This is a genomic window from Paraburkholderia sp. A3BS-1L, assembly GCF_051125215.1.
GTDB lineage: Bacteria > Pseudomonadota > Gammaproteobacteria > Burkholderiales > Burkholderiaceae > Paraburkholderia.
In genome coordinates this window covers 290,191-314,147 of sequence record NZ_CP120444.1, presented here as the reverse complement: position 1 = coordinate 314,147, position 23,957 = coordinate 290,191, and the positions used below count along the sequence as shown (strand labels likewise).

The window sequence follows — 23,957 nt, the reverse complement described above, 5'->3', positions numbered from 1 at the left end:
CGACATGACAGACGAGCTATTTGACGCATTTATCCAGACGTTCGGCCGCGGGAAGACTCGCCAGCAGGTTCCCGAGTCCGCATTGAGCCGGTACCGGGGCGTACTGCCCGACCGTTTGCTGGAGATCTGGCGCGAAGAAGGGTGGTCCTCGTATGGAGACGGTCTGGTCTGGATCGTCGACCCGCAAGCATACGAGGGCATCGTCGATATGTGGCTGCGCAATACGCCGGTTGCAGGCATCGACAAATACCACGTCATTGCGAGAACTGCATTTGGCGATCTTTTTCTGTGGGGCGAGGTCACGGGACCCACGATCACTCTTTCATGTCCGCTGCACATGCTGGTTTTCCTGCCGGGCAGAGTCGAAAAAAGGGTTGAGAACCCCGATCGGGCATTGCGTATTTTCTTCGCAACGCTTTCGCGAGCAGGCTGCGACCGGGACAATTTGTTCAAGCGCGCGCTCAAGCGTTTGGGGCCGCTGGGACCGGAGGAGATGTATGGCTTCGAGCCCGCTCTGATCGTGGGTGGAGAGATATCCATCGATCATCTCGTGAAGGTCGATTTGAACGTTCATCTGTCGATACTTCGGCAACTCGGCGCACCGCGGGTCGGGGGTTTTTGATTTTCCGGAAAACGAACGATGCTGCCTGATGCCACCCGTGCCCCACGCATTGCCATTCCGCGTGCAATCCGGATGCTCGGGTTTGTCAGCCTTTTCATGGATCTTTCCTCCGAACTGATTCATGCGCTGCTGCCGATATTTCTCGTCACCACGATGGGCATGAGCGTCAGCGCGCTAGGCGTGCTCGAAGGGGCCGCCGAGGCGAGCGCGATGATCGTCAAGATCTTTTCGGGGCCGATAAGCGACTGGCTGGGCAAACGCAAGGCGCTGCTGTTGCTTGGCTACGGGATGGCCGCGTTGTCCAAGCCGCTTTTCCCGCTCGCCAGCACGCCATTGATGGTCGCGACCGCGCGGATCATCGACCGCGTGGGTAAAGGCATTCGCGGCGCGCCGCGTGACGCGCTCATTGCCGATATCGCACCGCCGGAGATTCGCGGCGCCTGCTTTGGGTTAAGGCAGTCGATGGACACGGTCGGCGCGTTTGCCGGGCCGCTTGCCGCCATTGTCCTGATGTTCTGGTTCTCCGATCACATTCGCACGGTTCTCTGGTTTGCCGTATTGCCGGCGTTTGTCTCGGTGGGATTGATCGCATTCGGCATCGAGGAGCCGGCGGGCGAGGGCGCCGCCCATGCGTTCCGGTCTCCATTGCACTGGCGCGCACTGCAAGCGTTTTCCGGACGCTACTGGTTCGTGGTAGCACTCGGCGCCGCTTTCACGCTGCCGCGCTTCAGCGAAGCGTTCCTGGTGCTGCGCGCGCAGCAGACAGGGTTGAATATCGCATGGATTCCCGGTGTGATGGTCATCATGAGCCTGACCTATTCGCTTTCAGCGTACCCCGTGGGAGCGCTATCGGATCGCATCGACCGGCGGGTTCTGCTGGCCTGCGGGCTCGTGCTCTTGATTGCGGCGGATCTGATCCTCGGTATGAGCGCGTCGATTGTCACGGTGCTCATCGGGGTTGCCCTATGGGGGCTGCACATGGGATTCACGCAAGGCATTCTCGCCGCGATGGTCGCGGAAACGGCGCCGCCGGCGCTGCGCGGCAGCGCTTTCGGCGTGTTCAATCTCGTGAGTGGTGTCTGCTTGCTGCTCGCGAGTGTCATTGCCGGATGGCTGTGGGACCGGCACGGCGCTACGGCCACATTTTGGGGCGGCGCGGCTCTTGCGGTCGTCCCCGTGGTGATGTGCCGCTTCGCGCCACGTCTTGGGAGGCACGATCGCTAGGTCTGTTTCCAATGTGAACAGACCCTGTGCCATGGCCGCCGCCGCGCACGCTGACTCCGCCCGTTCCATTGCACCGCGTTTCGCGGTGATGTCGTCCCCCGCCTGGATTGCGAAAGGCGCGCCATTGAACGCGGCAGCCCGCCGCTTGCGAACGAAGATTAGTATACCCCCCCATACTATTTTGCTAATATGCACACGTCGCATAACTGGAGCAAAGGCATGAGCCCGATCCGCGAGAAGCAGAAACTCCTTAATCGGGTGCGCCGCATCAAGGGGCAGATGGAGGCCATCGAGCGCGCGCTGGAGGAAGAGCGCGGGTGCATGGACGTGCTGCAACTGATCACGAGCAGCCGGGGCGCGATGAACGGGCTTCTCGCCGTGGTGCTGGAGGACCATATCCGCACTCACCTGGTCGACGCGGAGCCCGATGACGAACACGGCAGCGGTAAGGAGCAGCTAATCGAAGTGGTACACAGCTACTTCAAGTGAGACAACCATGAGCAATTTTGAAGACGCCGCATTCGGGGCGGGGCACGACCATATCTTTCTGGGCGCCGCTCACAAGGACAACGAGCGCAGAACCTGGATGGTGATCGCGCTATGCAGCGCGATGATGGTGGCGGAGATCGTCGGCGGCAGCATGTTCGGCTCGCTGGCGCTCGTTGCCGATGGCCTGCATATGTCGACGCATGCGGGTGCGATGCTGATTGCAGCGCTGGCGTACACCTATGCACGCAGGCACGCGAGCGATGACCGTTTCGTGTTCGGCACCGGCAAGCTGGGCGACCTCGCGGGCTTTACCAGCGCCATCGTGCTCGCCATGATCGCGCTGCTAATTGGATACGAAGCCATTTCGCGTTTTCTCGCGCCCGTGCCGATTCAGTTCGGCCAGGCGATTCCTATTGCGGTGCTGGGGTTGCTGGTCAATCTGGCGAGCGTCTGGCTGCTGAGCGGCGATCATCATGGCCATAGCCACGGTCACGGCCATGGTCATAGCCATGGCCACGGTCACGACGATGGACACGATCATGAAGAAGAGGGGCATCGCATCGTCGGTGGCGCAGGGGCATTCGCCGTGTCGATCTTCGAAGACGGCGTGCCGCCTGTATTCCGGATTACGCTGGAAGCCTCGGCTGCGAAGCTGACTGCCGATGCGGTTTCGGTCACGACGATTCGCCCCGACGGCGTGCGCCAGACCTTTGCATTCGCGGACCGTGGCGCTTATCTGGAATCGGTGGACGACATTCCCGAGCCGCATGCATTCGTGGCCGTTGTCGGTCTGCCCGATGGCGAGCACCGGATCGAGTTCGAAGAACACGAGCACGGGCACGACGAGGCCCACGCCGCGTTGCATCGCGATCACAACATTCGCTCGGCCTACATTCACGTCATTGCGGATGCTGCGGTTTCGGTGCTGGCGATCGTCGGCCTGCTGCTGGCCCGCACTTTCGGCTGGGTCTGGATGGATCCGCTTGCGGGCGTGATTGGCGCACTCGTGATTGCGAACTGGTCATGGGGCTTGATGCGCGATACGGGAGCCATTCTGCTCGACATGAACGCGGACCGGCGCCTGGCTGAAAACGTTCGCGGCGTCGTGGAGAAGCATGGCGACGCCGTGCTCGATCTTCACGTCTGGCGCGTGGGTCCGGGGCACATGAGCGCGGTGATATCGGTGGCTACCGGTGATGCGCAGCGCAGTCCGGGTTTTTATCGTGCGGCGCTAAAGCGTTTCAAAGGTCTTTCACACATTACGGTCGAGATCAATCAGGTTCGGTCGGTGTCGTGAGCGAGGGCGGTCGGCGCGCTCGACCGCCAGAAATGCTCATGCCGCATTCAACGCACCACCATCGACATGAACGCGCTCGCCGATCGCGAACTGTGGCGGCGTCGAGTAGGTGAAGTTCCGGTAGCTGCCATCGGCCATGCGCACCTGAACCTGGTACGTGGTGGCCTTGCGCACCTCGTGTTCGATGCCGTTGCCTGCGAGCCCGCCGCCAATCGCGCCCGCGATGGTGGCAATCGTGCGGCCGCGTCCCCCGCCGATCTGGTTGCCTAGCAGCCCGCCCGCGACGGCCCCGCCCACCGCGCCGATTCCCGTAGTGGGCTCGGGCGCCTGAATCGCATTGATGGCAACGACCGAGCCTGAGTTCGGATCCACGGCCTCGCTTCTGGGTTCGCTTCTGGGTTCGCTTCTCACCGGGTAGGCGTTGGCATTTGCATAGTGAGGCGCGGCCGGGGCGGCGTGGTAATGATGAACGGGCTCGCGCCGCACGGGCTCTTGCGCGATGGCCGGCTGATTAACGGGCTGATGGGTGATCGTCTGCACGCCGCCCGACGCCGCGGTGCCGGCTTGCGCGGCAACGGCGGGCGCGGCAACGGGTGCCGTGCTCGCATGCGTGGTGGGCAGCCATCCCGTCATGGCGGCGATGCCGGTGGCGCTCGCGAGAATCACAGCGACGGCTGCCCCCGCGACGAGAGGATGAATGCGGGCGCGCGGCGACGTATCAGGACCCGGGATCGTGTTCATGTGCAAGCTCCGTTGAGCATGGGGTGCAAGGGGTGGCGGCACGCTCGTGTGCCGCCTGCATCCTCAACGGCGCAATGAACGGCGCGGATTACGCAACACTTGTGAGTTATGCAAGCAAATGTTGCGGATGCGAGCGACGAGCGCGATGGGCAATGATTCCAGAGGCCCGGATAGATCCTGAACGGCGCCGGAATATGCCGCCAACGGCACACGTTTACACCACGTATCGTGTGCCGCTCAACGCAGTCATGCCATCGCGCAGGCAGGGGTATTCGCGCGCCTGCGAAATGTGAAGCGCGCATGGCAATGGCGCGATGTCCGGCAAGCGCGAGGTCTCGACGCAAGGGAGGCGGCCGTGCATGCCACTCACAGAATTGCCATCATCGCCATCGTGGTCGCGTCCGGCATGACACCGCACGCGAGTTGGGCCCAGCAAACCGTCAACGCAACCCTGCTATCGGATTCGATCCAGCTCGAAACGCACAGCGTGAAGGCAGGGCGCCTCACGCTCGATATCAGGAATGACGCCAGCAACACCATGGCGCACGAACTCGTCGTGCTCAAGACGAATCTCCCGGACGATGCGCTGCCCGTCGGCATGGGGCAGGTGCTGGAGCACAAGCTGAAAAAGATCGGGGAAGTCGAGGATATCGCGCCGGGCAAGAGCAAGCGCGCGTCGCTCACGCTTGCGCCTGGCCATTACGCGCTGATTTGCAACAAGCCAGGGCACTATGCAATGGGGATGCATACGGCGCTTGTCGTGACGCCGTGAATCTCCCGGCGAATCTCAATGATTTCGTGTCAGGAGTGCAATCATGAAACAGGCTGATGTGCCGCTCGGCGCGCTGTTGGCGGCTGTGGTGCTGGCGAGCGTTGCAGCGTGTGGAGGTTCATCCCACAGCATGCAATCGATGCAGTATCAGGTTAGCGCACTGGTTTCCGATGGCGCCGTCGCGGCGGCGCACGTAGACGCCAACCTGAAAAATCCGTGGGGCGTCGCCTTCAATCCCAAGGGCTTTGCCTGGGTCGCCGATAACGGTACCCAGCGCGCGACACTCTACGACGGCAATGGCGTGCCGCAGTCTCTCGTGGTCACGATTCCCGCTGGCAAGAGCGGCGACGCCGATCCAACGGGCATCGTGTTCAATGGAACGACGGACTTCGTGGTGACCCAAGGGGCAAAATCGGGCCCTGCGGCGTTTATCTTCGTGGGCGAGGGCGGGACCATGACGGCGTGGTCGCCCACGGTGAACCCGACATCGGCTATCACGGTGTTCGACAGCGGCGGCAGCGCAGTCTACAAGGGGCTCGCCATGGCCAGCAATAACGGCGCGAACTTCTTGTACGCCACCGACTTTCACAACAACAGGATCGACGTGTTCGACCGGACCTTCACGAAGGTCACGCTGGCCGGCACATTTCAGGATCCCACATTACCGGCTGGATTCGCGCCATTTGGCATCCAGGTGATCGATTCGAAGCTGTTCGTTTCGTACGCGAAGCAGGATGCAGCCGCGCACGACGACGTTGCGGGCGCGGGCATGGGCTTGATCGACGTGTTCAGCCCGTCGGGGCAATTCATTCAGCGCTTCGCTACCGGTGGGGTGCTGAATGCGCCGTGGGGCATGGCATTGTCGCCCGGGGATTTCGGCCGCTTCAGTCATGCCGTTTTGATCGGCAACTTTGGTGACGGCATGATTCATGCGTTCGACCCGACCACTGGAGTCATGCTCGGGTCCCTGGAGCAGCATGAAGGTACGCCGATCGTCGAGCCGGGGCTGTGGGGCATGGCATTCGGCAATGGCCTCGACAGTCAACCCGCCAACACGCTGTTTTTCGCGGCCGGACTCAACGACGAAGCCGACGGACTCTACGGCCGCATCGATGTCGGCAAGTGAACGCCGTCGCCGGACAAGCTTGCCTGCTCCAGCATCGGGCGCTGGAGCAGGCAAGCTTGCAGTGCGTTCGCTCAATCCATGACCAGCCGTCCTTGCGGATTGGTAACGAGCAGCGAGCCTCGTCCGTTCACGTTAGCCCAGCACATACCGCGCGCCGCACGAAACGCGATGCGCGCACCTTTCATGCGCCCGCCGAACCCCATGTATGAATCGAATGCAGACAACAAACGCGAGGTTTCTATTTGACACCTCCTTCATGCACGCGTGGTGTCGGCCGCCAGAGCGAATCGCGCCGGCATCGAGCCTGCATGACCTCGCGCGCCTCGCGTGCTGCGTAAACGAAACGAGGTGTCGAATATTCCGCGCGCAACCGGCGTTGCGCCATTGAAACCGGAATGGAAACAAATGTAATCATCTGTTAGCGGCCCTCGCAAACTGCTGTTTTAGCGTCAGTGCCCCGTTTTCGCTTTGGTACGATCCCGCCTTTCGTTTATCGCGCCGATCTTCGCGCAGTTCTTCATTCAGTCACCGTGAATCCCCCGCCTGGATCGTTTTTTCGTGACCTCTGCGCGCGATGGCTCAAGCGTGGTCAGTCGCTTGCCGCTCGCGCCGGCGTAAAAGCTCGCGGCGTGTTTGCCGCCGCGTTGCACGGCCTGCGCCACCCGACGCGCCGTGGCGTTGTGCTGGCGCTCGCCGCCGTGCCTTTGCTGCTGCTCGCGTATGTGCTCGCGCTCATCCCGCTCACGCCGAACATCGGCGATATTCGCAAGGCCCGCGTCGATCGTCCCGCACTGATCGTGTCCGCCGATGGCGATCGCCTCGCCGAGTTCAAGCCCGTCAATCGCGAATGGGTGACGCTCGCGCAAATCTCGCCATACGTGGTGCAGGCGCTGATCGCGACCGAGGACCGCCGTTTCTATCAGCATCACGGCATTGACATCCTGCGTGTGGCGCCTGCGGCGCTGCATACGTTCTCCGGCACGCGGCAGGGCGGCTCGACCATCACGCAGCAGCTCGCGCGCAATCTGTACCCCGATGAAGTGGGCCGCGCGCCCACCTTGACGCGCAAGCTCAAGGAAGCCATTACCGCGCTCAAGATCGAATCCGTCTACAGCAAGGACCAGATTCTCGAGACGTACCTGAACACCGTGCCATTTCTCTACAACGCCTATGGCGTGGAAATGGCCGCACGCACGTACTTCGGCAAGTCTGCCGCACAGCTCAATATTCTGGAAAGCGCAACACTGGTTGGCATGCTGAAGGCCAATAGCGCCTATAACCCGGTGCTCAATCCCGAGCGCGCGCTGGAGCGGCGCAATACGGTGCTCGGGCAGATGGTGAAGTTCGGCAAGCTCAAGCCGTCCGACTGCGCATGGCTCAAGCGTCAGCCGCTTGGTGTGAACTTCGAAATCCAGTCTGAACCCACGGGCGCCGCGCCGCATTTCGCGGCGCAATTGCGCCGCTGGCTGATCGGCTGGGCCGACCGCAACGGCTACGATATTTACTCCGATGGGCTAGTTGTGCGGACAACCATCGATTCACGGCTTCAGGACATGGCCAACCAGGCGCTTGCCTGGCAGACGAGCCAGTTGCAATCGATCGCCAACGCCGCCTGGAATACGCGCACGGGATGCTGGCCGGGCAATGGCCTGTTCCAGTCGTTCATCAGGCAGACCCCGGAATACCGCAGTGCGCGCGACGCGGGGCTCTCCGATCCGGCGGCGATCAGAAAGCTCGCGATGGACGGCCCGTTCGTCGATGCGTTGTGCCACAGCAAGACGCAGATTCAGGCCGGGTTTCTAGCGATTGACCCGCGCAACGGCGACATCAAGGCGTGGGTCGGGAGCCGCGACTTCCGCGACGAGCCGTTCGATCACGTGCAGCAGGCGCGGCGTCAACCGGGCTCGACGTTCAAGCCGTTTGTCTACGGCGCGGCGTTTGCCGATGGCGCGCAGCCGGGCGACACGATCGTCGATCGCAATGTGACCATTGCGTCGAAGGGCAATGCGGTGTGGCGGCCGACCGACGCCGAGCCGCCCACCGGCCGGCCGATGTCGCTGCGCGACGCGCTGGCTTTGTCGCGCAACCGCGTAACGGCGCAGCTCATGCAGCGCGAAGGCCCTGCGAAGGTCGTGGCGTTGGCGCGCGCGATGGGCGTGCGCGAAAGCCCGCTCGATGCGGTGCCGTCGCTTGCGCTGGGCACGAGCCCGGTCACGCTCAAGGAAATGGTGTCGGCGTACTGCACGATCGAAAATCGTGGCGCGTATATCGAGCCGCGCATGGTGACGCGCATCGAGGACCGCGAGGGCAACGTGCTCGCCGATTTCCCGGCAGCGCGGCCGGAGCGGGCGCTGCCCGCCAGCGCGGCACTGAAGCTCGTGGATGTGATGCGCGATGTCGTGGACCGAGGCACCGGTACCGATATTCGGAGCCACTTCGGCATTCGCGCGGACGTGGCCGGCAAGACCGGCACCACCCAGGACAATACGGATAGCTGGTTCATCCTGATCCATCCCGAACTGGTTGCGGGAGCATGGGTGGGATTCGACGACGCGCGCGTGACGCTGCGCAACGATTATTGGGGTGAAGGCGCGCATAGCGCGTTGCCGATGGTGGGGGCGTTCTACGACATGGCGCTACGTGCGCAGGTGGTCGATTCGCACGCGCAGCTTGCGCCGCCGCGCAAGGTAGCGCGCGAGAGCAGGCCACGGCCGCGACATCATTTCCTGTTCTGGAGTTTCTGAGGTTCTTCGCGCGACCAACGCGCCTTCACCGACTCCAGCAGCCATTGCGCGAGCCGCTGTGCGCCCTCCGGCACCGATTCGAGGCGGTTGAGCTGACACCGGATGCGCCTCGGCTGTGCGATGACGATCATTTTGTGGAATGTCAGAGGAGGGAGACATTTCACGGGCATTTACGCGCCCTGAGTTTTAGTTCGGCCGATTTTCGGATTTTTCGTGTTCCAGGCGAAAAATAGCTCGTAAAGGATAAGCGTCTGCCGACAACGCAAGTTGCCGCCATTCCTTGTCCTTTGGAGGCCGGAGCCGATGAGAGACGCAACAACGGGGCGCGATGTCGCGCGCCTGGGCGATACCACAGACCACGGCGGCGAAGTCATTCAGGCCGCGCCCAACCTCACACACCAGGGCATACCCGTCGCGCTCGACGGCCACCTTGTGCGCTGCCCGAAGTGCGGTGGCGACTTTGCAATTGTCGCGACGGGCGGGCGCACGCACGGCGGCGTACCGGTGGCGTTCATCGGTGACACCACAACGTGCGGCGCGACATTGCAGAAGGGAACCTGAGCATGTGGTTCCCCAGGAAGTACAACACCCCCGTACGCATGCACGGCCACGCATTGCCCGTACGGGAAATCACCCTGCAACACCGCAGGCGGGAACAGGATTACCGCGAGGATGTCCTGCTGCCGCGACGCATTACAGGCCATGAAGCTATCGGCCAGCTTTTCGAATATCGCATCGAAGCGGTCAGATCCGTTCCCCACCCGGAGTGGTTTGCAACCGACGAATTCGAAGTCGATCTCGATGCCATCAAGGGCTCGGCCATCACGCTGACGTTCAAGGATGTTTTCACACGGACACGTGACTGGCGTGAGCCCCGTGACCGTGAACGCACGGGCCTGCGCGAAATCACCGGTATGGTCGCAGAGGCCGGAATTCTGGACATCGAAGGAAACGATGTCGTCTATGAATTCGTATTGCGCCCGCAATGGTGGTGCGCGACGCTGCGCAAGAACTCGCGCATCTTCATCCACACGGATATCACCAATATCCTCTGCACCATCCTTAAGTCGTACAGCCACGATATCGATTTTCGCTGCGGCGAGCACCCAACTCCCCGGCGCGATTTCATCCGGCAGGCATGGGAGACGGACTGGGACTTCTGCATGCGCCTGTGCGAGGAATTCGGCTATCTGATCTGGTTCGAACACCGTGAAGGCCGCCATTTCCTTGTCATTGCCGACAGTATCCGTGCCTGCAAGGCGCAGACCCCGCCCTACGCGACATTGTCTTACCGTCCCAAAGGCGGGCATCTCGACAGGGAATATGTCACGCATCTGTCCTGGCGCACGTCGGTTGCGCTTAACAGGGTCGTGGTCCACGACCACAGTTATATTTCGCCGCGACTGAGCGCGAACAGCGCGCCGTATCGCGAGCAGCACAGCATCAGGCATGGAGACGGACAAGAGTACGTCTTCGACTGTGAACGAATCGAATCCTACGAGCCGGCGGAGTACGCACAGCCGGAGACCACCCACTACCGCACAGAGCCGGTGGAAAGTCCGGGACCCCAGGAAGCGAAGGTTTGGCGCGAGGAAGCGCAGCATCTCGCCCGCGTGAAGCTCGAAGCCGCACGCTGCGGGCGCATGCGTGCGAAGGGCCGCGGCGCGCTGCGCGGCATCGAAGCCGGCAGGACGTTCACGTTGACGGATCACCCACACGCCGGAGCGAACGACACGTATTTCGTGCTGGATTGCCGGATCGATATCCGCAACACCCAGGGACGGTCGTCGAAGCTGGACGGCGCAGCAGCGAAGTATGAGTTTGAAGCGCAGTTCGAACTGCACCCGACGCGCGAGCCGTATCGCATGCCGCAGGTCACGCCGCGTCCACGCATCGACGGGTACGAACATGCGGTGATTGTCGGATGGGAACAGCATCCGATGACGGTCGATGCCTATAACCGTGTGCGCATCCAGTACGCGTGGGACCGCGAGGGCAACCATCACGGGAATACGTCCATCTGGGTGCGCCTCGCGCTGCCCTGGCAGGGGGACGGCATGGGCGTCGTCATGCACGGGCGGCCCGGTCAGGAAGTGCTGGTCGCGTACGTCAACGGCGATCCTGACCGCCCTGTCGTTGCGGCGTTCGTGCCGAATCAGGACAACATGCCGCCGTGGAAACTGCCGGATAATCGTGCGCTCACCGGCATCGTGAGCCGCACGCTCGGCAACGGCGGCGCATCAAACCATCTTGCACTGGACGACACGGACAATCGTCAGCAGGCGCAACTGGCATCGGATCATGGCAAGAGCAGCCTGAGTCTGGGCTATGTCACGCGCATCGCAGGCAATGAGGGGCGGCAGGATGCGCGCGGCGAAGGCTTCGAACTGCGCACGGACATGCGGGGCGCGGTGCGCGCAGGGTTGGGCCTGATTATCACAACCATCGCGAAGCTTGGCGCAGCGGGCAAGATACTGGACATGCGTGAGACCATCGCCCGCCTCACGCGTGCGCGCGACATTCACGAGCGCCTGGCGCAGCAGGCGCAGCGACATGGCGCGCAGGACGCTGGCAGCGATCAGTCCGGCGTGACTGCGAACATGCAGCGCGACAACGCCGAATTGCGCGGCAAGCCTTCGGTCAGCACGCGCCCGGGCGGGGACGATTTCCCCGAGTTCGAAGCGCCGCACCTGACGATTTCGAGCGGGGCGGGTATTCAGACAGCGGCGGCAGGCAGCACGCACATCGCGAGCGACGAAAACACCGCGCTCACCGCGGGCGGGCATGTTTCCATCGCCACGGGCAAATCGTTCTTTGCATCGGTGCGCGAGACCATCGCGTTCTACGCGCAGAAAGCCATATCGCTTGTCACGCCGGGGTCTGTGCGTATCACGTCACAGACCGACACCCTGGACATGATCGCCCGGAAGGTCATCACGATCCTGAGCGAGCAGGACGAAATCTGGCTTACAGCAAGACGCCTTGTGTTCAACGGTGGTGGCTCGCAACTAGTGATCGGCTCGGAAGGCGTAATCGGGAAGACGAATGGGGCATTTCTTGTTCATGCGGCTTCTCACGCTACGGATGATCCGCAGGACGTACCAGTCAAAACGCCGATTACGAATATCGCCGACGCAAAAGTCGTCGACCACTACGTCTTGCCTGACGATGGTTCCGGCCTGCCGATAGCGCACCAACGCTACCGGATCACGCTTCAGGATGGACAACTAATCGAAGGAACCTCCAGCGAGAAAGGCGAAACTCCATTGGTATTAGGCGATGAAATGCAGATCGCAGAAATTGAACTCTTGCGAAAGGATGGCTCGTTATTGTCGGCTTACCGTCCCATGCTGGCAAAGACAGTGAAGACCGCTTTTAATTCTTCAGGGAGCACACAGTCATGAGCAACGACCGCAACGCAGACAACGCGGTAGTTCAGAAAGTAGGTCCGTACACACTGGAAAAGGTGAAGCCAGGGGTAACTTCCGCCGGAATTGAACCGACCTATGCCACGTGCACGCCGGAAAGATGGGGCATGCGCTACTCCGACCGTGACCCTGAGCGAAAGGGACAGCTTATGTATCCGCTCGCGCGCGACTACGCGAAAGCGATGCATTCCCTGCTGCTCAATCAAATTCAGTGGGGTGGCGCCTATTTCGGGCCGACCGATATAGCGCCTGCGCTTAAACTGACGTGGCCAATAGATAAAGAGCAATTCAAGAATTTCCACACCCTGATCAAACCTGTTATGACTGGCCCGCTGACTAATCCGGCTGGTGGATTTGGAATTCCATCTGAAACAGTACCACAAATTATTTCGTATCGACCTGAGAATTCTCTTGAGCGGGGTTCGTTCTCGCCTTCCGCGTGGACCATGCAATTAAATCTTTCATCACTGGAAGATACATTCAAGATAAAGCAGGTGGCGACCGATGTTGCGGGGCGCGTTAGCCAAACTAAAGAAATCGCTGAATTCGCTGATACGATTTACCACGAATCCCGCATTGTCAGCAAAATTTCTGGATTTACGCACTGATCGCCCGGCACCCTGATAACTTCGAGGATATTCCGAATATTTCAAAGTGGCCGGATCTTACGAGCGGAACGCAGGCGAAATCATCCGAACTCGCTCGCGCGGCCGTCCGCCTGGCGGCGCAGCAACCGGTACCGGAAGATACGGCAGCGCTCATTAGCCTCAAGCGGATGGCTGTTGGCATGTATCTGCAAACGTTGGTGTTATGGCGAAAGACGCCCTATATTCCGCCCTATCTTGCGGACATGGCTGCTTTGGAAGCTGAATACCAGCGTGCGCGCACGGTGGCCAAGAATCTTTTGCAACACGTAGGTTTGGGAGGAACTCCAATTGATATCGATGCAATGGTGGAAACGCCGTCTGGCTGCCGACGCGACTACAGCGGGAGACCCTGGGAGAATGATGCATTCTTCTGTGGCGACATGGCTACAGCCTACTGGAAAGCGAAGATGGGTTTGCTTCTCAAGACTTTCCCGGAAGACCAGTGTAGCCGCGCTTACGAGTTTGATTATGGCCACAGTGACCGCTGCGAGTTTTCCTCCAGTCGCACGAGCGGAGGTCAATAACATGACGTATTCACAACAAAAACCGATGACACCGGAGCAACAGGAAGCGCTTCTCCGGTATACAAAAATTGGGCTTCGTTGGGTTCGTGGAGAAATCTCGCTTGATAATGTCATCAAAAATATGGGGATTCCCCAATTTCACTCCGACCAAGATGGAAAAATAGAATACGCGTGGTTTCCAGAAAAAGTAATGTCGGTGAGCTTTATATTTGATACGCGAAATTCTACGGATGGAACGCCATGCGTGAGCGAATTCAACATCCAAATTGAGGATGACGTCTCAACGAATATTCTCTACCAGAACTTCGATGAGATAGGAATGAAACGTATTGAGCGTGGAGAGCGCATCGATAATTTTCGCGTCGAACAAAGCGATTTCGTTGGATATCCATATCTTTTCGACATCTTTGGCGGCACGCCGATTAATACGGTTGTTTTTGGCTATCGCCTGCCATTGGCGGATGACTCCCCCTACGATATTGAGGCCAACATTCGATATCTTGCCGAACTAGCAAGTGAAAAAGGACCGTGGGATATACGCAATGTTCGCAGGGCAGTGGATTTGCGCGAGGTCGAAATCTTTCGTCACTATCTAACGCTTGAGGAGCTGGATAATCGCAAAAGCGCAAGTCCGTGGACCACGCAATGACAAAACGGTTGGAGCCGGTTGGAACATAAAATCGAACGTATTCGCCCCGTACGTCATTCATGCGTTTGCGTTTCATGCTCGCGTATCCATACCTGGCAGGGCGGGCGCGTCGTTACGCTTTCCGCGTAGGGGATGCACCATAACGCAATCCGCATCAATAGCGCGGATCAATCCGTCCACGGCCGCGACATCATTTCCTCTTCTTGAGCTTCTGAGGTCTTTTGGCGCGATTAACGCGCCTTCACCGACTCCAGCAGCCATTGCGCGAGCCGCTGTGCGCCGTCCGGCATTTCGGCATCGGCGCGCCAGCAGAGGTAGTAGTGCCGACCATCGTCGAGTTCGTGGTCGAACAGCTTGCGCAACGCACCCGACGCAAGCTCGCGCGAGACCAGCGGCGCGCGCATGAGCGCCGCGCCCAGATCGGCGAGCGTGGCACTCAAGGTCAGCTGGCCGTCTTCGAAGAGCGGTCCCTCGGTGCGCGCGACGTGGCGCACGCCCATGCTTTGCAGCCAGTTCGCCCACGTGCTGCGGTCCTCATCGTGAACGAGCGGCACGCCCGCGAGATCGGCGGGCTTGCGCAGCGGTCCATAGCGCTGCAAAAAGCGCGGCGTGCAGACCGGCACAACCGCGCCCGACATGAGCGGCGTGCTCGTATAACCGATCCAGTCGCCAGTGCCGAAGCGGATCGATAAATCGGCGGCGTCGCTGCGGTAATTGCGGTGATTCGCGTAGAGCACTGTCACGTCCACGTCTTCATTCGCCGCGAGAAAGTCATGCAGCCGGGGAATGAACCAGCCCATGCCAAAGAGCGGAATCAGACTGATCGTGATCTGCCGCCGCGACGAGCGCTCGCGCACGAAGCCCGTGGCGCTGCGCAGCACCGAAAACGCCGCACTGATCGAGCGATAGTAGTCGCGGCCTTCGTCGGTGAGCACGAGCGCGCGGCCACGGCGAATCGTCAGCGGCGTTTGCACGAACGATTCGAGCAATTGCAGTTGATGGCTCACCGCCGAGGCCGTGATGTCGAGCTCGCGCGCGGCGGCCGCGACCGAGCCATGACGCGCGAACGACTCGAATGCGCGCACCGCCCGCAGCGGCGGATCATCGGCAATTCGCTGAATTTTATTCATGTGTCGAATTATATCGAAAGGTGCGCGGAACGGATGGAATCCAGTTTACCGTTGTAAAACAGGGATTTAATCGAAGTTATAGGGCGCCGGCATATTGATCGAACCAAACGTAATTTAGACCACGGAACACAACAGACTAATCTTTTTCACTATTCAAGGTTGCGCGCCATAGACCCCGGGATGGGCAGGCATGCGCCTCAATAGCGCCTCAACACACGGGCTTATCAGGATCGGTCGACATGAAAAAGAAAGCTATGCTGTTGCCGGCCGCCGCGCTTGCGGCGTCGCTTTTCACGGGCGTCGCGCACGCCCAGGACGAACAGGTGGTGCTGATCGGGCTTGCCGCGCCGCTGACCGGCGCGTCGGCGCGCATCGGCAGGGATCTGGAAAACGGCGCGCAGCTCGCCGTCGACGACGCCAATGCGAAACATCCGACCATTGCGGGCAAGTCCGTGGTCTACAAGCTCGTGAGCGCCGACGATCAGTCGGACCCGCGCACGGCTGTCACGGTCGCGCAGCAACTCGTCGACCGCCACGTGGTTGGCGTGGTCGGCCACTGGAACACCGGCTGCAGCGTGCCGGCCGCGCGCGTCTATCACGATGCGGGCATCGCGCAGATCGCGCCAGCCTCGACGGGCCATCAATACACGCAGCAAGGCTTCGATACCGCGTTTCGCATCATGGGCCACGACGACGATGGCGGCGCGTACACCGGCGCGTATGCCGTGAAAACGCTGAAGGCGCAGCGCGTTGCCGTGATCGACGATCAGACCGCATTTGGCGCAGGGCTCGCGAACCAGTTCATCAAGGGTGTGCAGGCCAACGGTGGCACGGTGGTCGATCATCAGTATGTGACCGACAAGACGCTCGATTTCAGCGGCGTGCTCACGGCCATCAAGGCGAAGCGTCCCGACCTGATCTTCTTCGGCGGCCTCGATGCCCAGGCTGCGCCGCTCGCGCGCCGCATGCGCCAGTTGCATATCCAGGCGCCGCTGCTCGGCGCGGGCGGCTTCGTGAGCCAGACCTTCCTCACGCTGTCCGGGCCCGCGGGCGACGGCGTGACGGCGCTGGAGCCGGGCCGTCCGCTCGATCGCATGCCGGGCGGCGCGGCGTTCGATGCGCAATACCGTGCGCGCTGGCACGCGCCGATCGAACTGCACGCACCGTTCGCCTATGACGCGGCGGCGACGCTGATCGCCGCTACCCAGCAGGCCAATTCTGTTGCACCGAAAAAGATTGTCGCGGCGCTGCATGCGATTCATCGTGATGGCGTGACCGGCACGATTGGCTTCGATGCGCAAGGCAATCTCGTGGATCCCGCCTATACGATCTATCAGGTGAAGAATGGCAAATGGGCCGTGGTGGATGTGCTTGGCGGCGGCGCGGCCACGAAGACGCTCGCGAAGGCCGCTGCCCGCTGAACGCGATGATGTGACGATGTGACGACGTAACGAGGAGACAAAGATGACACAGCAACAACGCGAAAGCGTCGCGGACGAGACTGGCGTGAACGGCGAGACACTCGGCATTCTTGCGCGCCGGCGCATCGAAGCGGAAATCATCAAGCCGATCTACGAGATCCTCAAGCGCGATTTCGGTATCGAGCGCGCCCAGGCCGTGATTGCCGAAGCCGTGCGCGGCGCGGCGATCGATGCGGGCCGCCAGTTCGCGGCGCGCGAACCGAACGGCACGAGCATCGCGTCGTTCGTCACGCTGCAGGTGCTCTGGGAAAAGGACGATGCGCTCGAAGTGGAAACCCTGCGCGCCGACGACGAAGCCTACGATTACAACGTGCATCGCTGCGCCTACGCGGAGATGTATCACGCGATGGGCCTCGGCGAGATCGGCCACCTGCTGAGCTGCGCGCGCGATGCCGAATTCATCTCGGGCTACGATCCGCGCGTCGAACTCACGCGCACGAGCACCATCATGCAGGGCGGCAAGCGCTGCGATTTCCGCTACCGCATGCACGATGCGAAGCCGGCCGAAGCCGCTCAATCCGCCAGTTCGGCCGAGGAGCGTTCCGATGACTGAACGCTCGCAACATAGGGCATCGGAGCTGGGCGCGTTGCGTGTGAATGGCGCGCGGCTGTGGGATTCGCTCGAACGCATGGCGCAAATTGGCGCGACGCAGAAGGGCGGCGTGTGCCGCCTTGCGCTCACCGGGCTCGACCGCGAAGGGCGCGACCTGTTCGTGCAGTGGGCGCGCGAGGCGGGCTGCACGATTCGCGTCGACAAGATGGGCAACGTGTTCGCGCGCCGCGCGGGCCGCAATCCCGATGCCGCGCCCGTGCTGACCGGCTCGCATGCCGACACCCAGCCGACCGGCGGCCGCTACGACGGCATCTATGGCGTGCTGGGCGGGCTCGAAGTGATCCGTGCGCTCAACGACGCCGGCGTGCAGACCGAGTACCCCATCGAAGCGGTGATCTGGACCAACGAGGAAGGCTCGCGCTTTGCGCCGGCGATGATCGCGTCGGGCGTCTATGCGGGCGTGTATGCGCTCGAATACGGGCTCTCGCGCACCGACGCATCGGGTACGACGATAGGCGAGGCGCTCGAGCAGATCGGTTATGCGGGCGATGAGCCGGTGGGCGGCACGCCGGTGCACGCCGCGTATGAACTGCATATCGAGCAGGGCGCGATTCTCGAGCGCAGCGGCACGACCATTGGCGTCGTGACGGCCGGCCAGGGGCAGCGCTGGTACGAGATCGAACTCGTGGGCGTGGACGCGCACGCGGGCACTACGCCGATGGACCTGCGCCGCGACGCGCTGGCCGGGGCGGCGCGCATGATCACGTTCGTCGAGTCGCTGGGGCGCAAGTATGCGCCGTATGGGCGCGCCACGGTCGGCATGATCGAGGCGAAGCCCAACTCGCGCAACACGGTGCCGGGGCGCTGCTTTTTCACGGTGGAGTTTCGTCATCCGGACTCGGGCGTGCTAGCCGAGCTCGATGCGCAATTGCGCGCCGAGCTTGCGCGCGTGGCGCAGGAAGCACAGCTTGGCCACACGATCACGCAGATCTTCGACTACGCGCCGGTACCGTTCGCACCCGCGTGCATCGACGCCGTTCGGCGTGCGGCGGTGACGCTGGGTTTGCCGCATGCCGATATCGTCTCGGGCGCGGGCCACGATGCGTGCTATCTCGCGCGCGTCGCGCCCACGGGCATGATCTTCGTGCCGTGCATCGACGGACTCAGTCACAACGAAGGCGAGGCGATCACGCCTGAATGGGCCGAGGCCGGCGCGAACGTGCTGCTGCAGGTGGTGATGGAGAGTGCGTTGGCGGGCGGTTGAGTGGTTGCTCGCGCGGGCGGGGTAGCAGGCTGTCGCGTGCGCGCTTACGCGATTGATGTCATCAGTGCGTGCCATCTTTGCGGTGTTTTGCGGAGCGCTGCATATTCAACGTTCTCGCCACCTGCATGGACCATCCTGCCGGGGGGAAGCCCCCCGGCAGGATAAGGTTAGCAAGGGGTTTAAGGCTTCACGATATGCCAAATACCCTTGACCCCGTCACCGTTCATTTGACCAGGTTGCTTGTCGTTTGCAAAGCGATACAGCGGGCGTCCCTTGTAGGTCCACTGATGCTTGCCCGAGCCGGAGTCGATGAACCCCCAGTCGCCGCCCGGTTTGTCGTATGAATCCGCAACGGCTGCCGGCCACAGCGAGGCGCAGGCACCCACGCAGGCGCTCTTGCCCGGCACCGTATCCTTGTCGAATGCGTAGAGCGTCATCCCGTTGTCGTCGACCACCATCCCGTTCGAAATTTTTGGCGTCTCGGCGTATGTCGACACAACCGGCAAAGTACAAGCCAGGATGCACAACAGAGTTTTGTTCATGTTTTTACTCCTTTTATAGGCGCGGCGCGCGGCATCACCGCGCGACCACGCAGTATGAAAGCCGCAAGCGGGGCACTGCTGCAAGAGAAGGTTCCTCCCTGACTGCGGCAAGTGATAAACGGTTGCCGGCGCGAACTATTCCATGCATCGGGCGAATCTTTTTCGCGGCTGGCAAAAGACGATCACCCGCTCGACGATGACCCGCTCGCCACTGGGCGGCCTTTTCCGAACCCATCGAAATCATTCATACCTCGCATGAAGGAATAGCGTTGGCTGCGGCTTTTTGAAGCCACTACCGTTCTCCCACGGCGCATGCATCGCGCGACCTCGATGGGAGAACAACAGATGGCCATTGAATCGTCCGTTCTGGACGAGTGGTATCCGGTAGCGGTAATAGAGGATGTCGAACCCGGCGTCACGTACCCGACGCGCCTGCTCGGCACGCCGGTCAACTACGCGCTCGACGACATGGGCGCCGTGCGCGCAACGCGCACGGACACGGGCAGCCCTTGCCAGGTACGCCAGCGGCTGCATACCGTGTGGCTCTCGCTGGGCGAACCGCCAGCGGACACGTTTGCGCTCCCCGAATTCGACGAACCCGGCCGGCGCATTCTGGGCGCAGGCTCGTTCGCCGTACATGCGTCCGGGCTGCGCGTGATCGAGAATTTTCTCGACATGGCGCATTTTCCCTATGTGCACACGGGACTGCTGGGCGAAGAGCCGCATACCGAGGTCGCGCCTTACCGCGTCGAACACGAAAGCGGCGAACTATTCGCGCGCGACTGCCGCTTTTATCAGCCGATGAGCGCGGCTTCCGCGCAAACGGGCATCGACGCTCACTATGTGTACCGCGTCGCGCGTCCGTTCACGGCGATGCTGTACAAGACCAGCCCGCAGCAGCCTGCGCGGCGCGACGTCATTTGCCTGTTCGTGCAGCCGGTCGACGAGAGCCGCTGCATCGCCCATACGGTGCTGGTCTATCTCGACGACTCCACCTCGGACAGCGGCCTGAGGCTCTTTCAGCAAACCATCTTCGGGCAGGACCTGATGATCCTGTCCAATCACGTGCCGCGCACGCTGCCGCTCGATCTCGCGTTCGAAATGCCCACGCGCGCCGATGCCATGTCGGTCGCCTACCGGCGCTGGCTGCGCGAGCGCGGTGTTGCTTACGGCACGTTCAGCGCGACCGGCGCTTTGGGCATCTCTTCATCCGCTGGGCATTGAACTTCGATCATGGATCAAACGATAACCTTGCTCCCGCGCGGCTGGCACATGGTGGGCCGCGCCGCCGACGTGCCGTTGCGGCACGTCTTTCACACCCAGTTGCACGGCGTGGAGCTTGCGCTCTGGCGTGCCGACAACGGCACGCTCAACGCCTGGGAAAACCGCTGTCCCCATCGCAGCGTGCGCTTCACGCTGGGCACGAACACCGGCGCGACCTTGCGCTGCCAATACCACGGCTGGCAATACCGCGCGGGCGACGGGCGCTGCACGCATATTCCCGCATCCTTGCAGGGGCAGCCTCCGGCGAGCCTGTGCGCGCGCACGTTCGCCGTTGCGGAGAAAGACAACGGGCTATGGGTCAACTTCGATCCAGCAGCGAAAGACGTCGTGACCGATAGCCTCGATCATGTCGCCGCGCGTGGCGCTGCGCAGCCTGCCGTTCAATGCGCCGCTCCAGGCCGTGGCGGACGCGCTCGCCGCCTACGCGCTTGCGGATGGTGAAGCCGTGCACGCGAGCGTTTCCGTGCGCCGGAGCGGCGAGCGCGTCGGCATTGCGTGGCAGAACGCCGATGGTGCGCATTCGGTCCAGTTCTGGCTGCAACTGGCCAGCGATGCGCGAACGATCGTGCACGGCAACGCGGCTTTCACCGCAACGGCGCAGATCGATCTACCGCGCTTTCACAACCGTTTGCTGAATGCGCTGCGCCGCACGGTGGAGCGCAACACGCACGCGACGGCATCGTTGCGCGAGCAACGTGTTATTCCGATCACGGTGCGTGCGGGCGCGCGGGGTGCTGTAAAGCGCCGGCTGAGCGCAACGGTGCTGAGGCGCGAGGTAACCGCGCAGGACATCGTCGCGTTCGAGTTGAGCGTGCCCGATATCGCCTCGTTGCCGATGGAGCCCGGCGCGCACATCGACGTACAGACGCCCGCGGGCTGCGTGCGCCAATACTCGCTCGTCAACGCACCGGGCGAGCGCGACCGCTTCGTGATCGGCGTGAAGCGCGAACCCGTCTCTCGCGGCGGATCGCGCTCGCTGCACGATGTGCTGGAGGTGGGCGCGCAGATTCTCGTTTCGCCGCCCAAGGCGTATTTCCGCCTCGTGGGGGGAACGCCTGCCGTGCTGATAGCGGGCGGCATCGGCATCACGCCGATTCTCGCTATGGCGGGCGCATTGCAGCATGCGGGTGTGCCGTACCGGCTGCACGATTTCGTGCGTAGCCGCGAGCACATGGCGTTTGCGAGCCGGCTTGCCGAACTGACTGCGCGGCGCATCGTCGGCAATCTGCCGCTGCAGGTGCTCCAGCCGCCCGTGGAAATGGCGCCGTTCATCGTATCGGCGGTCTGGCACGCGCGCCGCCATACGTCGGGCGCGCATCGATGGCTGCGCGGGGAAATCGCGGCGGCAGCCGGACAATTGACTCAGCAATTGGCCGCCGCCGCATGAAGCCTGGGCCCGCCGCTCACCACAACGCCATGCGTTGCACCACGCGATCGCGAATCACGAAGCGATGCAGCAGCGCGGCCGCGACATGCAGGCAGATCAGCGCGAACAAGGCCCACGCGAGAACGCTGTGAACGTCGCCCATGGCATGCCCGAAGGACGACCCCGCAGGCGAGAGCGCGGGCAGCGGCGCCACGCCGAACAGCGTCAGCGGCCAGGCCCGCGACGACGCATTGATCCAGCCGAGCACCGGCACGGCCACCAGCAACGCGTAAAGTGCAATATGCGTGAGCGTGGAAATGGTGCGCAGCGGCTGCGAGAGTTCGCTTGCGGGCGGGGGCGGGCGATGCGTGGCGCGCCAGAGGATACGCAGCGCCATGGCGGCGACCAGCGTGGTGCCGACGATCAGGTGCGCCGCAATCAGACCGACCGGCTGGGTATCGCGGTGAACGTCGGGCATCGTCCAGCCCAGCACGAACTGTGCGCCCACGAGCGCCACGACGAGCCAGTGAAGAAGACGCGCGGGCGCATCGTATCGTAATGGGGTATGCATGGAGACCTCGACGCAAGAGAGTGAATTCGAGCACGGATTGTAGCCGCCGACCGTTAACTAAAGATTAAGAGGGGACGAACCGTTAGTAAGAAGTTAATCTTTTCGTCAGAAAACACTGCTACGCTCGGTTAACCGGCGAATGGCGAACGAACCGCGGACGAACCAGATGGGCACTCGAAGGGGCATGTAATGTTTTTGCAACCCTGGTTTTTGCAACCTTGGCTTTTGCAGCTTTGCCTTTCTGCCGGGCGACGGCGCGCCTGGGAGGCGTCATGGTAGCGGCCGCCGCTTCTGTCGATATCGCTTCGGTTGCGCTTCTGCCGGGGCATGTCGCGCTGCTGACCATTACTCACATGGTTGCGCAATGCCTTGCGATCCTGTGCGGCCTTGGCGCCATCTTCGGCATTGTCTATACGGTGGTGGCAAGCTGGCTGATAGGCCGCTTTTTTGCGCGCGACGTGGCTGCGCCGCAGCGCTTTCCCGCCGTCACCATCGTCAAGCCGCTGCACGGCGACGAATGGCAACTCGAAGCGCATCTCGCCAGTTTCTTCGAGCAGGATTATCCGGGGCCGGTGCAGTATCTTTTTGGCGTTCATGATGCGCACGATGCAGCGCTCCTGGCCGTCGAAAGGCTGCGGGTTCGCTATCCCGGCGCGCATATCACCGTGGTGGCCGATGCGCGCCTGTACGGGCCCAACCGAAAGATCGCGAATCTCGTGAACATGCTCGAAAAGGCCGAGCACGAGGTGCTGTGTTTCGCCGACAGCGATGTCTGCGTCGAGCGGAATTATTTGCGCCATATCGTCGGGACGCTGCAGCAACCGGGCGTGGGGCTCGTGACGACGGTTTATCGCGGCCGCCATGCGACGGGATTCTGGCCGCGCCTTGCCGCCGCGCTGACCAATTATCATTTTCTGCCTGGCGTGGTCACGGGGCTCGCGCTCGGGCGCGCCCGGCCGTGTTTCGGCCAGTCCATCGCCATGACTCGCGAGATGCTCGCGCGCATTGGCGGACTGGCCCAGTTCGCGCATCACCTTGCGGAGGACCATGCGGTGGGCGAGGCCGTGCGGCGCGCGGGCGCCACCGTCGCCATTCCGCCCATTGTGGTGGAGCACGCTTGCGCGGAGAATACGTTTTCCAGGGTGTTCGCGCACGAATTGCGCTGGAGCCGCACCATCCGAGCGGCGGACCGCTCGGGGCATCTGGGCGCGGTGCTCATGCATCCGTTGCCGCTCGCGCTGCTTGCGGTGGCGATGTCGGGCGGCGCGATCCCCGCCTGGGCGCTGGCCGGTGTTGCGTTGTGCGCCCGCGCGCTGCTGGTCTGGAGGACCGATCGCGCCACCGGGAAAAAGTGCAGCGGGCTGTTGTGCCTGCCGCTTTGGGATGCGGCCCAGTTCGCGATTTATGCGGCGAGCTTTTGCTCGTCGGGCGTGGTGTGGCGCGGGACGCGTTTTCGCGTCGACGCGAACGGGATGCTGTCACCCGTTCAAGACAAATGAGTAG

The 23,957-nt window shown here is 62.3% G+C and carries 23 protein-coding genes; 19 read left to right on the top strand and 4 right to left on the bottom strand.

What is annotated here, in order from left to right; translation table 11 throughout:
- Window positions 1-4 precede the first annotated feature (4 nt).
- From P5W99_RS26555 to dmeF, 4 genes are all read left to right on the top strand, one after another.
- Complete coding sequence (locus tag P5W99_RS26555) at window positions 5-622, top strand: GAD-like domain-containing protein (RefSeq protein ID WP_421027773.1); 618 nt, start codon at window positions 5-7, stop codon at window positions 620-622.
- A gap of 18 nt (window positions 623-640) precedes the next feature.
- The gene (locus P5W99_RS26550) at window positions 641-1,846 is read left to right on the top strand and encodes an MFS transporter (RefSeq protein ID WP_421027772.1); all 1,206 of its coding nucleotides are present in this window, start codon (window positions 641-643) and stop codon (window positions 1,844-1,846) included.
- Window positions 1,847-2,065: 219 nt separating this feature from the next.
- Entirely contained in the window at window positions 2,066-2,335 is a 270-nt protein-coding gene (locus tag P5W99_RS26545) for a metal/formaldehyde-sensitive transcriptional repressor (RefSeq protein ID WP_434665135.1), read from the top strand.
- A 7-nt stretch (window positions 2,336-2,342) separates the two neighbouring features.
- Window positions 2,343-3,632: a CDF family Co(II)/Ni(II) efflux transporter DmeF gene (gene dmeF / locus P5W99_RS26540; RefSeq protein ID WP_434665132.1), complete on the top strand. Its 1,290-nt coding sequence runs from the start codon at window positions 2,343-2,345 to the stop codon at window positions 3,630-3,632.
- A gap of 36 nt (window positions 3,633-3,668) precedes the next feature.
- Here the strand turns inward: dmeF and P5W99_RS26535 are convergent, their stop codons facing one another.
- Window positions 3,669-4,373, bottom strand: coding sequence for a glycine zipper 2TM domain-containing protein (locus P5W99_RS26535; protein ID WP_421027769.1), 705 nt, complete (start codon window positions 4,371-4,373; stop codon window positions 3,669-3,671).
- A 355-nt stretch (window positions 4,374-4,728) separates the two neighbouring features.
- Here P5W99_RS26535 and P5W99_RS26530 point away from each other — a divergent pair, with 355 nt between their 5' ends.
- From P5W99_RS26530 to P5W99_RS26495, 8 genes are all read left to right on the top strand, one after another.
- Entirely contained in the window at window positions 4,729-5,145 is a 417-nt protein-coding gene (locus P5W99_RS26530) for a cupredoxin domain-containing protein (RefSeq protein ID WP_421027768.1), read from the top strand.
- A 43-nt stretch (window positions 5,146-5,188) separates the two neighbouring features.
- Window positions 5,189-6,271 carry a TIGR03118 family protein gene (locus P5W99_RS26525; protein WP_421027767.1) on the top strand — a complete coding sequence of 361 codons (1,083 nt, stop codon included), beginning with the start codon at window positions 5,189-5,191 and terminating at the stop codon, window positions 6,269-6,271.
- Window positions 6,272-6,801: 530 nt separating this feature from the next.
- Window positions 6,802-9,015, top strand: coding sequence for a penicillin-binding protein 1A (locus P5W99_RS26520; RefSeq protein WP_434665128.1), 2,214 nt, complete (start codon window positions 6,802-6,804; stop codon window positions 9,013-9,015).
- A 303-nt stretch (window positions 9,016-9,318) separates the two neighbouring features.
- The gene (locus P5W99_RS26515) at window positions 9,319-9,576 is read left to right on the top strand and encodes a PAAR domain-containing protein (RefSeq protein ID WP_421027765.1); all 258 of its coding nucleotides are present in this window, start codon (window positions 9,319-9,321) and stop codon (window positions 9,574-9,576) included.
- Window positions 9,577-9,578: 2 nt separating this feature from the next.
- The gene (locus P5W99_RS26510) at window positions 9,579-12,419 is read left to right on the top strand and encodes a type VI secretion system Vgr family protein (protein ID WP_434665126.1); all 2,841 of its coding nucleotides are present in this window, start codon (window positions 9,579-9,581) and stop codon (window positions 12,417-12,419) included.
- On the top strand, window positions 12,416-13,051 hold the full coding sequence (locus P5W99_RS26505) for a hypothetical protein (protein ID WP_434665124.1): 636 nt from the start codon (window positions 12,416-12,418) through the stop codon (window positions 13,049-13,051). The genes P5W99_RS26510 and P5W99_RS26505 overlap by 4 nt, the downstream gene beginning before the upstream one ends.
- Window positions 13,052-13,230: 179 nt before the next feature.
- Window positions 13,231-13,614, top strand: a complete 384-nt coding sequence (locus P5W99_RS26500; protein ID WP_434665122.1) for a hypothetical protein — start codon at window positions 13,231-13,233, stop codon at window positions 13,612-13,614.
- Window position 13,615: 1 nt separating this feature from the next.
- The gene (locus P5W99_RS26495; RefSeq protein ID WP_434665119.1) at window positions 13,616-14,263 is read left to right on the top strand and encodes a hypothetical protein; all 648 of its coding nucleotides are present in this window, start codon (window positions 13,616-13,618) and stop codon (window positions 14,261-14,263) included.
- A gap of 230 nt (window positions 14,264-14,493) precedes the next feature.
- Here the strand turns inward: P5W99_RS26495 and P5W99_RS26490 are convergent, their stop codons facing one another.
- Window positions 14,494-15,393 (bottom strand): LysR substrate-binding domain-containing protein, encoded by a 900-nt coding sequence (locus tag P5W99_RS26490; RefSeq protein ID WP_421027761.1) that lies wholly within the window; start codon window positions 15,391-15,393, stop codon window positions 14,494-14,496.
- A 239-nt stretch (window positions 15,394-15,632) separates the two neighbouring features.
- Between P5W99_RS26490 and P5W99_RS26485 the strand changes: the two genes are divergently transcribed.
- The 3 genes from P5W99_RS26485 to P5W99_RS26475 are packed head-to-tail and all read left to right on the top strand — an operon-like array spanning window position 15,633 to window position 18,691.
- A complete protein-coding gene (locus P5W99_RS26485) occupies window positions 15,633-16,814 on the top strand; it encodes a branched-chain amino acid ABC transporter substrate-binding protein (protein WP_434665117.1) in 1,182 nt (393 codons plus the stop codon).
- 43 nt (window positions 16,815-16,857) lie between these two features.
- Entirely contained in the window at window positions 16,858-17,427 is a 570-nt protein-coding gene (locus P5W99_RS26480) for an L-2-amino-thiazoline-4-carboxylic acid hydrolase (protein ID WP_434665115.1), read from the top strand.
- Window positions 17,420-18,691, top strand: a complete 1,272-nt coding sequence (locus P5W99_RS26475) for a Zn-dependent hydrolase (protein WP_434665113.1) — start codon at window positions 17,420-17,422, stop codon at window positions 18,689-18,691. The genes P5W99_RS26480 and P5W99_RS26475 overlap by 8 nt, the downstream gene beginning before the upstream one ends.
- Window positions 18,692-18,870: 179 nt before the next feature.
- Here the strand turns inward: P5W99_RS26475 and P5W99_RS26470 are convergent, their stop codons facing one another.
- On the bottom strand, window positions 18,871-19,233 hold the full coding sequence (locus P5W99_RS26470) for a COG4315 family predicted lipoprotein (protein ID WP_421027757.1): 363 nt from the start codon (window positions 19,231-19,233) through the stop codon (window positions 18,871-18,873).
- Between the two features lie 345 nt (window positions 19,234-19,578).
- Between P5W99_RS26470 and P5W99_RS26465 the strand changes: the two genes are divergently transcribed.
- The 3 genes from P5W99_RS26465 to P5W99_RS26455 are packed head-to-tail and all read left to right on the top strand — an operon-like array spanning window position 19,579 to window position 21,904.
- Window positions 19,579-20,457: an aromatic ring-hydroxylating dioxygenase subunit alpha gene (locus P5W99_RS26465; protein ID WP_421027756.1), complete on the top strand. Its 879-nt coding sequence runs from the start codon at window positions 19,579-19,581 to the stop codon at window positions 20,455-20,457.
- A gap of 9 nt (window positions 20,458-20,466) precedes the next feature.
- Entirely contained in the window at window positions 20,467-20,958 is a 492-nt protein-coding gene (locus P5W99_RS26460) for a Rieske 2Fe-2S domain-containing protein (RefSeq protein ID WP_421027755.1), read from the top strand.
- Window positions 20,864-21,904 (top strand): hypothetical protein, encoded by a 1,041-nt coding sequence (locus P5W99_RS26455; RefSeq protein WP_434665110.1) that lies wholly within the window; start codon window positions 20,864-20,866, stop codon window positions 21,902-21,904. The genes P5W99_RS26460 and P5W99_RS26455 overlap by 95 nt, the downstream gene beginning before the upstream one ends.
- Before the next feature lie 16 nt (window positions 21,905-21,920).
- On the opposite strand, the gene P5W99_RS26450 is transcribed toward P5W99_RS26455, so the two are convergent.
- On the bottom strand, window positions 21,921-22,454 hold the full coding sequence (locus P5W99_RS26450; RefSeq protein WP_421027753.1) for a cytochrome b: 534 nt from the start codon (window positions 22,452-22,454) through the stop codon (window positions 21,921-21,923).
- Window positions 22,455-22,726: 272 nt separating this feature from the next.
- On the opposite strand from P5W99_RS26450, the gene hpnI reads away from it, so the two are divergent.
- Entirely contained in the window at window positions 22,727-23,953 is a 1,227-nt protein-coding gene (gene hpnI, locus P5W99_RS26445; RefSeq protein ID WP_421027752.1) for a bacteriohopanetetrol glucosamine biosynthesis glycosyltransferase HpnI, read from the top strand.
- Window positions 23,954-23,957 lie beyond the last annotated feature (4 nt).